This window comes from Streptomyces sp. NPDC051776 (genome assembly GCF_040681345.1).
Lineage (GTDB): Bacteria > Actinomycetota > Actinomycetes > Streptomycetales > Streptomycetaceae > Streptomyces.
Genome location: NZ_JBFAYQ010000061.1, coordinates 1 through 13677 on the forward strand (window position 1 = coordinate 1; position 13677 = coordinate 13677).

Consider the following 13677-nt stretch of genomic DNA (forward strand, 5'->3'; position numbering starts at 1 on the left):
CTCCACCATGTCCGAACACCGAAATCCTGTCGGCCACCCGACAGTTCCCCCCTCAACGACGCCTCATCACCCCAACCGAAACGGCGAGGCTAGGCGCCATGGGCCAATGCGTAGATCGCGACATGGCGCAGATGCCGTACGCGCCTTCGGCCGTATAGGGGGACGCTGCGGGATCGCCGTCGTACCGGCCCGCACGCCGGGGCTCGCGGTTGACCGCTCCACCACCCGGCCCCGGCGAACCGGGGTCCGACCTGCCGGTTGAGTGCGGATGCGCGGTCCGGATCGGCTGCCATTAGCGCGTCGCAACGTCGATCTACAGGGAAAGTCACGACCGTTCACCCCTTCCGGTGGCGTGATGGACAACCGTCCATCGCACTGCCCCTGGGCCCGCATACGGTCTCTTCGCTGCCATTCGGCGGCCAAGCGATCGAGTTCGGGGGTGCACACGTGCGCGTAGGACTGCTTACGGAGGGTGGGTATCCGTATGCGACCGGTGAGGCAAGGGTGTGGTGCGACCGACTCGTGCGCGGTCTCGCGCAGCACGAGTTCGATGTCCATGCGCTGAGCCGCAGCGAGCGTCAGGAAGCCCACGGCCTGCTCGAACTGCCCCCGCACGTGACCCAGGTGCGCACCGCCCCGCTGTGGGGGGCGGCCGAGGACTGGCAACAGCAGGACGGCCCCAAGGGGCGCACGCGGGCGCGTGGGTACGGCCGGCGCGAACGGCGCCGGTTCGCCGCGCACTTCGCCGATCTCGCCGAGGCGATCTGCGGCGGCGTCCCGGAGAGTGCCACGGAGGCCTCGGGGGACGCGGAAGCCCAGGCGGACCGTTTCGCCAGCGGCCTCTACGGACTCGCCGAACTCGCCTACGAGAAAGGCGGGTTGCCCGTGGCCCTCCGCTCCGAGGCGGCCGTGCGCACCCTCGAAACGGCCTGCCGCGCCCCCGGCGCCCTCCGCGGCGCCCACGGCGCACAGCTCTCCGACGTACTCGCCGTGCTCGAAGGGCTCGAGCGCGCCCTGCGGCCGTTGTCCCTCGACTGGTACGGCGAGGGGGACGCGGGCCTCGGTGGCGTCGACCTGTGCCACGCGACGTCGGGCGGCATCGCGGCCCTGCCCGGACTGATCGCCAAGCGCTTCCACGGCATTCCACTGCTCGTGACCGAGTACGGCGTACGGCTCCGTGAGCACTACCTCGCCTCCGCCGCCGCGCCCCTGGCCGCTCCCGTGCGGGCCCTTCTCGCCTCCTTCCAGCGGCAGTTGGCGACCGAGGTGTACGCCCAGGCGTCGCTCATCACCCCCGGCAACACCCATGCGCACCGCTGGCAGGAGCGCTGCGGCGCCGACCGCGCCAAGCTGCGGACCGTCTATCCCGGCATGGACGCGCGCCCGTTCGCCGCCGTGGGCGAGGCGGACCGTGCCGACGGCCCCGGCGCCGTGCAGAACCATCCGGCGGACGACCCCACGCTGGTCTGGGTCGGCCGGATCGAACCTGCGAAGGACCTGGTCGCCCTGCTCCACGCCTTCCGGCTCGTCCGCGAGACGGAGCCGGCCGCCCGGCTGCGGATCGTCGGGGCGCCGGGGCGGGCGCCGGAGGCCGCCGCGTACGACGCCCACTGCCGTGTCCTGGCCGCGCAGTTGTTCCCCGACGAGGCCGAGAGCGCGGTCAGCGTCGGCGACAACCCGGTCTCCTTCGAGGGAATCGGCGACCCCGAAGTCCCCGAACTGGCCGACGCGTACGCGTCGGCCACGGTGGTCGTGCAGTCCAGCGTTGTGGAGGGGTTCCCGGTCGGTCTGGTCGAGGCCATGCTCTGCGGCCGAGCAACCGTCTCGACCGATGCCGGCGCGGTCTGCGAGGTCATCGGCGGTACTGGCCTGGTGGTGCCGCCGCGCAATCCCCGGGCGCTGGCGGGCGCGTGCGTGGCCCTGCTCCGCGACCCGGGCCGCAGGTCCCGGCTGGGCGCCGCCGCACGGGCGCGGGCGCTCGAACTCTTCACCGTGGAGCAGAACATCGCGGCATTTCGTGGCATCTACCTGGAGTTGATGTCGCGCTGCCCGGTCCAGCGCGAGCCGGCGGACGCGGACGGGGAGCCGCAGCCCTTCGCCCGCCCCGCCGAAGCCCATGTTCCCGGCCGCTGGGCGCGTTCCGGCGGGGCCCGGTCGGCCGCGGGGCGGGACGCCGGTCAGGGCGGAGCGCTGCTGTCCCGCATCCCGGCGTGGGCGACGGAAGGCCCGTGGCGCGAGGATGACACGACGGCGGCCCGGCACGTTGCCGTACCGACGGAAGCGGATGCAGAAGTTGTGGGTGCCGGTGCCGGTGCCGGTGCCGGTGCCGGTGCGGGTGCGGGTGCGGGTGCGGGTGCGGGTGCGGGTGCCGGTGCGGGCGTGGCGGGCGCCGCTGTCGGTGCCGGGGCGGCAGGTGACGGGGCCGCAGCCGTGGGCGCGGGGCCCGGGCCGGTGGAGCCTGCGACCGAGCCGGTCGGAGCCGGGCCCGAACCGGTCGGTATCGGCGCCTCGTTCGCCCGTCACGCCTCACTGAGGGAGGCCCGGGCATGACCAGACCCCATATGACGGACGGCTCGTGGTGGCCGGAGCGCGGCGGTGCCCTACCCTCCGCGAGGCGGGAGCCCCCGGTGCCCACGGAGGCCGAGGCGGACACCGACGCGTCCGCATACGGAGAAGCTGGCGCGGACGGGGACGCATCCGTGTACGGGCGCGGCCGCGGAGACCGTGACGAGTACGGAGCCGGCACCGCGGACGGAGCCCGTGCCACCTATGGCGACGGCGACGCGCAGAGGGATGGTGGTGTGTACGGCAGCGAAAGACGGCTCGACGACCGCCTCGCGTACGGCGGTTCACTGGGCGCGGGTTCCTCGGACGGTAGCCGGTCCACAGCCCCCGGCACCGCCGCCCCCAGCACCGCTGATGACAGCGCCGCGCAGGACTGCCTCGCGTACGGCGGTTCACTGGGCGCGGGTTCCTTGGACGGCAGCCGGTCCACAGCCCCCGGCATGACAGCCCCCGGCACCGCTGATGACAGCGCCGCGTATGACAGTGCCGCGCAGGACTGCTTCGCGTACGGCGGTTCACTGGGCGCGGGTTCCTCGGACGGCAGCCGGTCCACAGCCCCCGGCACGACAGCCCCCGGCACCGCTGATGACAGCGCCGCGTACGACAGCGCCGCAGACGAAGACGCCACGCAGGACGGCACCGCATACGACAGCGCCGTACAAGCCGGCGTTGCGTACGACGACGCCGCGGTAGCGGGCCGCGGCTCCCTCGCCGCCGCGCGGCAGCGGATCGCCGACCGGCGCTCCGAGGGCGCCGCCTCCGGGCCGTCCTCCGCCACGGACGGCGCAGCGTTCGACCCGCTGGCCACCCAACGCCTCATGGGTGCCGTTCCGGCGCAGGGGTCAGGAACCGGCGCCGACGGCGACGCGGATCGTACGACCGGGAGCGCGGCGTCACCCGCCTCGTCGCGTCCGGGCCAGGCTCCGGTCCCCACGGTGTCCGCTGCGAGTGTCCCCACCGTCGTACCTCCGCCCCGAGTTGAGCCCGGGACCGACCCCGCCATAGCACCCGGTGGCCCCGTCGAGCCCGGCCCGGGGAAGTCGCCCCGCACACAGGCGCGCAGGCCTGCGCGGCTGAGCGCGCGGCGCGGCCCGGCCGACCCGGTGAAGGCGCTGATGCACCGGCATCGTGCCCTCTGCGAGCGAGCCATCGACCCGCTCGAGATCGCCGCGGGTCTGGAGGCGCACGGCGTCACGGACCGGACTGCCGCCCGCTTCCGGCACCGAGATGTGTTCTCCCTCGCGGAGGAGCTCTACGCGCGCGTTCCCCGGGCAGAGACTCACGCGGGCCGGCCCCGGGCGGCCGCCCCCGACGCCTCGCCCGCGCCCCGTTCCCGACGCCTGCTGTATCTGCTGCCGGGGGCGGGAGCGGCCTGCGCCGCCGCCACGCTCGGCGCCGAGCCGTTTGTGACGGCCGGTCAGCCGGTTCGGCTGGGGATCGCCGCCGCGAGTGCCGCCGCGGTGGCGGTGGCGCTGCGGCTGTGCGTACGGCGCGGGCCGCTGAGCCTGCGCGGGGCGGCGGCCGGTACCGCTCCGCTGTGGACGTGCTGGCTGCTCGGCTACCTGCTCGTCGGCGATGCGCTGCTCGCCCAATGGGCCGGTGCGCACGGTCCGTTGTGGCCGCCGTCCGCCGCGCCGGAGGCCGCGGCCTCGGCGGCTCCGGCCGTGGTCGCCCTCGCGTTCGCCGTGGTTCCCGCCGCTTGGTGCGCCCGCTGGTTCGCCGTACGCGCCCGCCGGAGGCTCGCGGCCAGCCGCGGCCTGGAGGACTTCTCGGCGGGGATCCGCCCCTCGCTTCCCGCGGTGGCCGTCCTCTTTCTGTCCGCCCTCATGACCCTGCTGTTGGCCGCACGTGCGGCGACCCTGATCGCAGGCGGCTGGTACGGCGCCATGCCCCACGACGCCTCGTACGCCGAGTCGACGCGGGACGCCCTGCTCGCGGCCGCCGCGCCCGCGGCCCTCGGCGCCCTGGTCTTCGTGGCCCGTCTGCTCGCCGTCCACGGCAGGCCGAAGGCCGCGGCCCGGGGACTCGCCGCGGCCTGCTCGGTCGAGGCTCTGGCGCTCGGCACGGCCGTGGCCGCGCGGCTGCCCGGGTGCGGCCCGATCGGCCGCCCGCTCGGGGCTCTCGTCACCGCGTACGGCCCCGGGGCCGTACCGCTCGCGGCCTGCGCCACCGCAGCGATCGCCCTTCTGGTGCACGCCACCGTCGTCCTCTCCCGTGCCGAGGCCCATGCCCGGCCCACCGCGGGCCCGCGATGACCTCCTGACGCCCGCACGAATCCCGCCCGCCCTCGATGGACCCCTCACTCCGGTCCCGCCGCAGCTCCGGCACGTCCTTCTAGGAGAACCCCAGATGACATCACTGCTTCCGGCCTCGCCGGCCCGGCCCCCCGTCCGCCGCCGCACCGCCGGCCCCCTCCAGGTCCACGGCGCCACCCACGAACCGTACGAAAACGACGCGGCCCAGGGCGCGTCCGAGAGCCGGGAGGACGGGCGATGAGGGTCCTGCTCCTGGGGGCAAACGGGTTCCTCGGGCGGCACGTGGCCGAGCGGCTCCTCGCCGACCCCGCGGTCCAGCTCACCGCACTCGGACGCGGTGACGACGCCGACGTACGGTTCGATCTCGCCGCCGGAAGCCCCGGCGCGCTGACCCGCTTCCTCGACGCGGTGCATCCCGGTGTCGTCATCAACTGCGCGGGCGCGACCCGCGGTGGCGCCCGCGACCTCACCCGGCACAACACCGTGGCCATGGCGACGGTCTGCGAGTCGCTGCGGCGCAGCAGCTGCGGCGCGCGCCTGGTCCAGCTCGGCTGCGCCTCCGAGTACGGGCCTTCCCAGCCCGGTTCCTCGACGTCGGAGGACGCGGTACCGCGCCCCGGCGGCCCGTACGGGGTGAGCAAGCTCGCCGCCACCGAGCTGGTCCTCGGCTCCGACCTCGACGCCGTCGTGCTGCGCGTCTTCTCCCCGGCCGGCCCCGGCACCCCGGCCGGTTCTCCGCTGGGCCGGCTTGCCGAGGCGCTGCGGCGGGCGATGCAGTCAGGGGACAGTGAGCTGAAGCTGAGCGGGCTCGGAGTGCACCGGGACTTCGTGGACGTACGGGACGTGGCGCGCGCGGTGCACGCGGCCTCTCTGTCCGCCGCGCAGGGCGTGGTCAACATCGGCACCGGCCGGGCCGTACGGCTGCGCGACGCCGCGGTGGTCCTGGCGAAGGCCGCCGGCTACGGCGGCACCATCCATGAGCTGGACGCGAGCGCCGCGCGGGGCGGCCTCGGCGGGGCGGCCGAGCACTTGGGCGTCCCGCCCGCGTACCCCTACCCGGACGGGTGCGGCGCCTGGCAGCAGGCGGACGTGCGCACCGCGCGCGACCGGCTCGGCTGGCGCCCCCGCATTCAACTCGAGGAGTCCCTCGCCGACATCTGGATGGAGGCGGCATGTCGCATCTGATCTCCGCCGGGCCCCGCCGGTCCACGACCGCCGGCGTGAACCGTCTCGGCTTCGGGGTGCCCGGCTACGCCCACCCATTGATCGCCCCCGCCGAGTGGGCCGAGCTGACCCGTCCCGAAACGCCGCTGCACTGGGCCGTGCTGAATGTGGCGCGCGGGCCCGGTGTCCGCCCGGATCCGCACTGCCTGGAGGCCGCGGGGCGGCTGACCAATGCGGGCGTGCGGGTGCTCGGCCACCTCGACATGCGGCTGGGCACCCGGCCCTTCGGCGAACTGGTCTCCGACGCACACCGCTTCCTCGACTGGTACAAGGTCGACGGCTTCTTCCTCGGCCGCTGCCCCTCCGAGCGCTCCGAACTCCCGGACGTCCGGCGCACGACGACAACGCTCCGTGCACTTCTCGAGGAGGCGTTCGTGGTCTACGGGCACGGCACGCACCCGTACCCCGGCTATGCGGAGTGGGGCGACCAGCTCGTGACCTTCTCCGGGCCGTGGACGGACTATCGCTGGTCACAGGTGGCGCAGTGGACGGCCGACTATGCGCCGCAGCGCTTCTGCCACCTGGTCCACGGCGTCCCGCGCACGCATCTGGAGGAGGCCATGCGCATCGCCCGCTGGCAGGGCGCGGGGACGATCTACTTCACGGACCGTACGGACCGGGGCGGCGGCGCGGATCCCTGGGAGGCGCTTCCCGGGTACTGGGATGAGATCGTCTCGCAGATCGGACCGGGTGTCTCGGAATGAGAAGGCCCATGGCACTGTTACGAGAAGACGAACCGTCCTCATAACCGACCAACGGAGTCCCCGTGTCGCTGCCACCCCTGGTCGAGCCGGCTGCCGAGCTCACCGTCGACGAGGTCCGCAGGTACTCACGCCACCTGATCATCCCCGATGTCGGGATGGAGGGGCAGAAGCGGCTCAAGAACGCCAGGGTACTGTGCGTCGGCGCCGGCGGCCTCGGCTCGCCCGCCCTGATGTACCTCGCCGCGGCCGGCGTCGGCACGCTGGGTGTCGTGGAGTTCGACGAGGTCGACGAGTCGAATCTGCAGCGCCAGATCATTCACAGCCAGTCGGACATCGGCCGGTCCAAGGCCGAGTCCGCCCGCGACACGGTCAAGGGCATCAACCCGTACGTCGACGTGGTCCTGCACAAGGAGCGGCTGGACTCCTCCAATGTGATGGAGATCTTCGCCCAGTACGACCTGATCGTCGACGGCACCGACAACTTCGCCACCCGCTACCTGGTCAACGACGCGTGCGTGCTGCTGAAAAAGCCGTACGTGTGGGGTTCCATCTACCGCTTCGACGGGCAGGCCTCCGTCTTCTGGTCCGAGCACGGCCCCTGCTACCGCTGCCTCTACCCCGAGCCCCCGCCGCCCGGCATGGTCCCGTCCTGCGCCGAGGGCGGGGTACTGGGTGTGCTGTGCGCGTCGATCGGTTCGATCCAGGTCAACGAGGCGATCAAGCTGCTCGCTGGCATCGGTGACCCGCTGGTCGGCCGGCTGATGATCTACGACGCCCTGGAGATGACGTACCGGCAGGTCAAGGTCCGCAAGGACCCCGAGTGCGCGGTCTGCGGCAAGAACCCGACCGTCACCGAGCTGATCGACTACGAGGCCTTCTGCGGCGTCGTGTCGGACGAGGCGCAGGAGGCGGCCGCCGGCTCGACCATCACGCCGACGCAGCTCAAGGAGTGGATCGACGCCGGCGAGAACATCGACATCATCGACGTGCGCGAGCCCAACGAGTACGAGATCGTCTCCATCCCGGGCGCCCGGCTGGTCCCGAAGAACGAGTTCCTCATGGGCAACGCCCTCCAGGACCTGCCTCAGGACCGGAAGATCGTCTTGCATTGCAAGACGGGTGTCCGCTCCGCGGAAGTCCTGGCGGTGCTGAAGAACGCGGGCTTCGCGGACGCCGTCCATGTGGGCGGTGGCGTGATCGGCTGGGTGAACCAGATCGAGCCGTCGAAGCCGGTGTACTGACAACCGCGTTCCGTCGCCCCGGCGACAGGACGTGCGAGGGGCCTGCCCGCGGGCAGGCCCCTCGGCCGTTCACCTTCGTGAACCTGAACCCTCGTGAACGGCTGAACCTTCGTGAGCGGTTGAACCGCCATAACGGGTCCATGGAACGGTTGAGGGGTGGTGACCCGCGCGGACAGCCCTCTGCGGGTGGCCGCCGCGTCCAGAGTGTCGAGGAAGGGCTGATGCAGGTCGACCGCGGTGACCCGGGCGCCTGCATCGGCGGCAAGGATCAGGGCGGCCCGGTCGGGGCCGCAGCCCGCGTCCAGAGCGCGCGGGCGCGCGGGCAGCGGGCCGACGAGCCCCCGTTGGCCCTCGAAGGGCCGGTGTCCCGGCGGCGCCCGGGCGCTATCGCGTGCAGACCGTGCCGGACTTCGGCACCTTGCCGTCGAGCAGATACGCGTCGACGGCGGACGTCACGCAGGTGCCGTTGCCGTACGCGCCGTGGCCCTCGCCCTTGTTGGTGACCTCGATGCCGACGCCGTCGCCGAGCCCCTGGGCCATCCGCCGCGCCCCTTCGTACGGTGTGGCCGGGTCGCCCGTGTTGCCGACCACCACGATCGGGGCCGACCCCTTCGCGGAGACGTCCAGGCTCTCCGTGCCGCCGCCCACCGGCCAGTCGGTGCACTGCTGCAGGCCCCATGCCAGGAAGTCGCCGAAGACGGGCGAGGCCTTGCGGAACTCGGGCAGCTTCGCCTTGATGTCGGCCGTCGTGTAGCGCTGCTCGGCATCGGCACAGGCGATCGCGGTGTTGGCGGACTGGATGTTGCTGTAGTGGCCCTGCTGGTCCCGGCCCGTCATCGAATCGGAGAGGGCCATCAGCAGATTCCCGGTGCCGAGCTGCTGCGCCTCGGCCAGCCCCTGCTTCAGATAGCCCCAGAAGTCCTGCGAGTAGAGCGCCTGCGCGATGCCGTTGAGGGCGTGGGTCTGGGTGAGCCGCCGACCGTCCTTCGTGGGCAGCGGCTCGGCGTCGAGCTGCTTCAGCAGTGCAGCGATCTTCCGGCTGCCCTGCTTCGGGTCGGTGCCTGTCGGACAAGTGGCGCCGTCCGCGGCGCAGTTCCTGAGGAAATTGTCCAGGGCGAGCTGGAAGCCCTTGGCCTGGCCGAGAGAGCTCTGCTCGGGGTCGTGGGTCGGGTCGACGACGGCGTCGAAGACGGCCCGGCCCACGTTCCGCGGGAAGAGGTGGGCATAGACGGCGCCGAGCTCGGTGCCGTACGAGATGCCGAAGTAGTTGAGCTTGCGGTCGCCGAGGACCTGGCGCATCAGGTCCATGTCGCGGGCGGCGTTCTCGGTGGCGACGTGCGGGATCACCTTGCCGGCGTTCGTCTCGCAGCCTTCCGCGGACCTGCGGGTGAACTCCAGGGACTCCTTCTCCTCCGCCGGGTCGTCCGGGGTGCCGTCGACGGCGTACGCGGCGTCCATCGCCTTGTCGTCGAGGCAGCGCACGCCTTCGCTCTCGCCGACACCGCGGGGGTCGAAGCTGACCAGGTCGTAACGGCTGTGCAGCTTCTCGTAGTCCTCCTGCGCGGCGAGGGGCAGAGTGGAGACGCCGGAGCCGCCAGGACCCCCGAAGTTGAAGACGAGGGAGCCGAGGCGCTTGTCCTGGTCCTTGGCCTTGGCACGGATGAGGGCGAGGTCCATACGCTCGCCTTCCGGCTTGCTCCAGTCGAGCGGCACCTGCATCGTGCTGCACTCCCACCCGGTGCCGTCGGGCATGGGAGCGGGCTTGCCAGTACCCGCGCCCTGGAGGGTGGAGGGGGCGGGGCAGCTCTTCCAGCTCAGCTTCTGTTCGGTCAGCGGGCGGCCGGACTCGTCGTCCCCGTCGCCGCCGCACGCGGTGGCGACCGTGGCGACGAGCAGGGCCGTGGCGGTCGCGGCCCCGGCCCGCCGTATGGATCGGTCGCGTCTTCGCACCCTGCTCCCCGTCCCAATGGATGACTCCTTCAGGAACAGTAGAACAGTCAGTCCTTTCCTCAGCTCGGCCGCGGCCCCTCGCGCAGCACGGCGAGCGCTTCGATCTCCAAGAGAAACTCCGGCCTGATCAGGGCTGCCACCTGAACGGCCGAGCTTGCGGGCGGCCGTGTGGTGTCGATCACCTCGTCACGGGCGGTACGGACGGCAGGGAGGAAGGCGACATCCGTCACGAAAAAAGTGAGCTTGATCACGTCGGTGAAGTCGCCACCGACAGCGGCCAGACACCGGCGGAGGTTCTCGAAGACCTGCCGCGCCTGCGTGGCAGGATCGCCGGGCCCGACCAGCTCGCCGTGCTCGTCGAGGGCCACTTGCCCGGATACGGCGACGAGGCGTCCCGTGCCCTGGACGACGTGGCTGTATCCGTTGCCGGGCGCCACATCGGTGGGCGCGCCGAGATGCTCCAAGTGATCGGGACGGGACATACCGGGTCTCCTCGCGTCGTGGGTACCCCGCAGATCCTCACGCAGGTGAAGACGGGGCGGTAGCGGTTTTCGCCGGACCGCGGCGGTAGCGATTTTCGCCGAACCGCAACGGGCGTGTCCGCGGCATGGACCGGCACCCGCCGCGCCGTCGTGGACGGTGACCCGTAACCGCTCACGCGAGCCGCCTGAGCCGTTCCGTCCCAAAGGGCAACGGCGCCTCCCTCTCCGCACCAGGCGCGGACCGGTGCCGCCCCGGGGCCTAGCTAGATGGCTTCCTTGCGCGTCAAGTGCGTGAACGACAGCCAGCCCGGCAGGACGGGCAGCCAGAACGTCATCAGCCGGAACAGCAGCACCGCAGGCGTCGCGATCTCCTTGGGCAGGCCCGCCGCGATGAGACCGAAGGTCAGCGTCGCCTCGACCGCGCCCACACCGCCCGGCGTCGGGGCGGCGGAGCCGAGCGCGTTGCCCGCGAGGAAGACGACCGCGATGCTCGCGTAGCTCAGCTCGCCGCCGAACGCCCGGATCGAGGCGTCCAGGCACATCACGAACGCGCCTGTCAGCAGCAGGGTCCCGCCGATGCCCGTGAGCAGCTTCTGCGGCCGCTGCGTGATGTCCAGCATCCGCGGCACCACGCCCGCGAACAGCGACCGCACCCGCGTCGCCAGGAACTTCCGCAGCGCCGGTACCGCCGTCACGATCAGCGCCGCCACCGCGGCCGTGAGCAGTCCGGCGATGACCGTACGGGACGGGGTCAGCGACGGCGTGCGCTCCGTCCCGGTGATGTAGCCGAAGGTCAGAAGCAGGACCACATGGATACCGAGGCCCACGAGCTGGGACGCGCCCACACTCGCGACCGCGAGCCCCGGGCGTACGCCCGCGCGCTGCAGGAAGCGGGTGTTGAGCGCCACGCCGCCGACCGCCGCCGGGGCGACGAGCTTCACGAACGACCCGGCGACCTGGGCCAGGACCGTACGGACGAAGGACACCTTCTCGGGTACGAAGCCGAGGAGGTTGAGGGCCGCGGCGACGTAGGTGAGGGCGGCGAAGGCGAGCGCGGCCGCGACCCAGTACCAGTTCGCCTCGGCGATCACGTCCTTGAAGCTGACGTGCGTGAGCGTCGAGAGCAGGAAGTACGCGGCGAAGGCCCCGGCGATGAAGCTGACGAGCGTGCGCGGCCGGATCCGCTCCAGGCGGGCCGGCTCGACCGGCGCTTGCGGCCGGATCAGCAGGACCTGGCGCCGGATCTGGGCCAGCAGGTCCTCTTCGCGGGCCTCTTCCAGCGCTTCGTCGATGGCTCGCTTCTCGGCCAGCCGCTCGGCTCGTACGGACTTCCGTTCCGCCCGCGTGGCCTTGCGCCCCGCCCTGCCGCCGCTTGTCTCCTCCGGCGCGCTCTCGCCGCGTGCCTCGCGCGAGGCACGGGACGCCTCCAGGACCGCCTCGCGTTCGCGCTGCGCCCGTTCCTTGGCGAGCTGCCGCAGCGTGGCGCGCGTCGACCGGCTCAGCGCGATGGGCTGCAGCAGCGGCAGGCTGTCGGCGATCGCGTCGGGGCCGAGGACCCCGACGGCCGCGGCCACCGAACGCTCGGCGCCGACCCGCAGGCCGAGGGTGGTCAGCAGCTGGGCGATGTCCATCCGCAGCACCAGGTCGCCGGCCGCGATCTCGCCGCCGCGCAGATCGGTCAGGGCGACCGAGCCGGAGGGGTCGACGAGGATCGCGTCCCCGACGAGCCTGCGGTGCGCGATACGGCGCGACTGCAGGGCCTGGACCTGCAGCCAGGTGTTGCGCAGAAGTGCGTCGGTGATCTCCTCGTCGGGCAGCGAGTCCAGGCTGCGGCCCCCCGTGTGCTCGTAGACGAGCATCACCGCGTCGGGGCCGAGTTCGGAGGTGGCGATCAGCTTCGGGGCGTTCGCCCCGGCGGCGATGGCGGCGTAGGCGAGCAGGGCCTCCTGCTCCAGTGCCTGGCGCAGCGACTGGAGGCTGCGGCGCTGGGTGATGCCGCGGATCGCGAAGCGGCGCCAAACGCGGTAGAAGAAGCCGTGCGCCTGCTGCTCGCGGTCGACGACGGTGACGTCGAGCGGGGCGCCGTCCTCCAGAGTGACGAGGTAGCGGCGGCCGCGCTCCTGGTTGTCGGCGTCCGGTGCCTCCTCGGCGCGCAGGGCGCTGACGGGGCGGAAGCCGACACGGCGCAGCCCGGCGAGGAGGTTCTGGCCTGTCGGGCGGACGTTGGGGGAGCCGACCGTGTAGAGGGTGCCGTAGGCGACGGTCCAGCCGATCAGGATGGTGACGAGGATCGAGAACGGCGTCGCGAACCCGCCGACCAGGACGGCGAACACCTGGAGTGCCAGCACGACCCACAGCACCACGCGCCAGCGTGGGCGTCTAGCCATCCCGACCGCGGTCATATAGGCGATGACGGGCGCCAGATAGCCGTGCACGGGGTCGGTGATGTCGCCGCTCGGGGCCTGTTTGGTGAGCGCGTCCTGGATCGATTCCGGAGCCGACCGGGCCACCCACAGGTCGGTGGCGAGCGAGACGCCGTGGGCAAGGACCGCGGCCAGGACGCCGTCCGCGATGCGCAGGCCGTCGCGCTTGATCAGCCGCTCGATGGCGAAGGCGACCGGGACGATGAGGACGGCCACGCTGGAGGCGAACCCGGCGAAGCTCGTCAGCAGGTCCGGGGCCTGGCCAGTGCCCTTGCCGATGTCCTGCTTGAGGCCTTCGGTCGTGCCGTGCGCGAAGGCCGCGATGGCGAGGACGACGACGATCCCGAGGATGCCGAGCAGCACCCGTACGAGGTCGGCGGGCCGATGTACGCGGGCCGGGAGCAGCGGCTCGTCGCCGGAGACCTGGTCGACGTGGACTTCGCCCTCGTCGTCCGCGTCCGCGGAGCGCCAGTCCGCGGCGGCGGAGCGCCAGGCCGCTTTGACGGAGGGCGTCCTGCCCCCGGACCTGCCGGTGACGGACTTGGCGCGGCGCCGACCGCCCGGCTCGTCCCCGGACTGTCCGGCGGTGCGCTCGCCGGGCCGGTCAACGGTACGGCCTTCGGGCGGGGTTCTGTCGCCGTCGCCGTCGCCGTCGCCGTCGTCGGTGCGGCCTTCGGCCGGGCCTCCGGTCTTGCCGTCACTGCGGTCGCCGCCACCGTGGTTGTCGGTGGGGGCGTCAGCGTGGTTGCCGGTTCGGGCGTCACTGGGGTTGTCGGTGGGGGCGTCAGCGTGGTTGCCGGTTCGGGCGTCACTGGGGTTGTCGGTGGGGCGTC

9 protein-coding genes and 1 pseudogene are annotated in these 13677 nt (G+C 72.6%); 6 read left to right on the forward strand and 4 right to left on the reverse strand.

Features of this window, described 5'->3' with window-relative positions; genetic code table 11:
* Positions 1–447: 447 nt before the first annotated feature.
* From AB0M26_RS28710 to moeZ, 6 genes are all read left to right on the forward strand, one after another.
* Entirely contained in the window at positions 448–2550 is a 2103-nt protein-coding gene (locus AB0M26_RS28710) for a DUF3492 domain-containing protein (RefSeq protein ID WP_365265455.1), read from the forward strand.
* Positions 2547–4820: a hypothetical protein gene (locus AB0M26_RS28715; protein WP_365265457.1), complete on the forward strand. Its 2274-nt coding sequence runs from the start codon at positions 2547–2549 to the stop codon at positions 4818–4820. The genes AB0M26_RS28710 and AB0M26_RS28715 overlap by 4 nt, the downstream gene beginning before the upstream one ends.
* A gap of 94 nt (positions 4821–4914) precedes the next feature.
* A complete protein-coding gene (locus tag AB0M26_RS28720; protein ID WP_365265459.1) occupies positions 4915–5061 on the forward strand; it encodes a hypothetical protein in 147 nt (48 codons plus the stop codon).
* Positions 5058–6005: an NAD-dependent epimerase/dehydratase family protein gene (locus AB0M26_RS28725; RefSeq protein WP_365265461.1), complete on the forward strand. Its 948-nt coding sequence runs from the start codon at positions 5058–5060 to the stop codon at positions 6003–6005. The genes AB0M26_RS28720 and AB0M26_RS28725 overlap by 4 nt, the downstream gene beginning before the upstream one ends.
* Positions 5993–6748 carry a spherulation-specific family 4 protein gene (locus AB0M26_RS28730; RefSeq protein WP_365265463.1) on the forward strand — a complete coding sequence of 252 codons (756 nt, stop codon included), beginning with the start codon at positions 5993–5995 and terminating at the stop codon, positions 6746–6748. The genes AB0M26_RS28725 and AB0M26_RS28730 overlap by 13 nt, the downstream gene beginning before the upstream one ends.
* A gap of 62 nt (positions 6749–6810) precedes the next feature.
* Positions 6811–7989: an adenylyltransferase/sulfurtransferase MoeZ gene (gene moeZ / locus AB0M26_RS28735; RefSeq protein WP_365265465.1), complete on the forward strand. Its 1179-nt coding sequence runs from the start codon at positions 6811–6813 to the stop codon at positions 7987–7989.
* Positions 7990–8144: 155 nt separating this feature from the next.
* On the opposite strand, the pseudogene AB0M26_RS28740 reads toward moeZ, so the two are convergent.
* From AB0M26_RS28740 to AB0M26_RS28755, 4 genes and pseudogenes are all read right to left on the reverse strand, one after another.
* Positions 8145–8321, reverse strand: a pseudogene (locus tag AB0M26_RS28740) (methyltransferase domain-containing protein); the annotation flags it as partial.
* A 52-nt stretch (positions 8322–8373) separates the two neighbouring features.
* On the reverse strand, positions 8374–9939 hold the full coding sequence (locus tag AB0M26_RS28745) for an alpha/beta hydrolase (protein WP_365265467.1): 1566 nt from the start codon (positions 9937–9939) through the stop codon (positions 8374–8376).
* A 59-nt stretch (positions 9940–9998) separates the two neighbouring features.
* A complete protein-coding gene (locus tag AB0M26_RS28750; protein WP_365265468.1) occupies positions 9999–10421 on the reverse strand; it encodes a RidA family protein in 423 nt (140 codons plus the stop codon).
* Positions 10422–10684: 263 nt separating this feature from the next.
* Positions 10685–13677, reverse strand: a 2993-nt coding sequence (locus tag AB0M26_RS28755; protein WP_365265470.1) for a lysylphosphatidylglycerol synthase domain-containing protein, incomplete at its 5' end; no start/stop codon positions are given.

Coding starts and splice junctions, on each gene's coding strand:
- AB0M26_RS28715 (WP_365265457.1), top strand. CDS start 2,547: ATGACCAGACCCCATATGACGGACGGCTCGTGGTGGCCGGAGCGCGGC.
- AB0M26_RS28720 (WP_365265459.1), top strand. CDS start 4,915: ATGACATCACTGCTTCCGGCCTCGCCGGCCCGGCCCCCCGTCCGCCGC.
- AB0M26_RS28725 (WP_365265461.1), top strand. CDS start 5,058: ATGAGGGTCCTGCTCCTGGGGGCAAACGGGTTCCTCGGGCGGCACGTG.
- AB0M26_RS28730 (WP_365265463.1), top strand. CDS start 5,993: ATGTCGCATCTGATCTCCGCCGGGCCCCGCCGGTCCACGACCGCCGGC.
- AB0M26_RS28750 (WP_365265468.1), bottom strand. CDS start 10,421: ATGTCCCGTCCCGATCACTTGGAGCATCTCGGCGCGCCCACCGATGTG.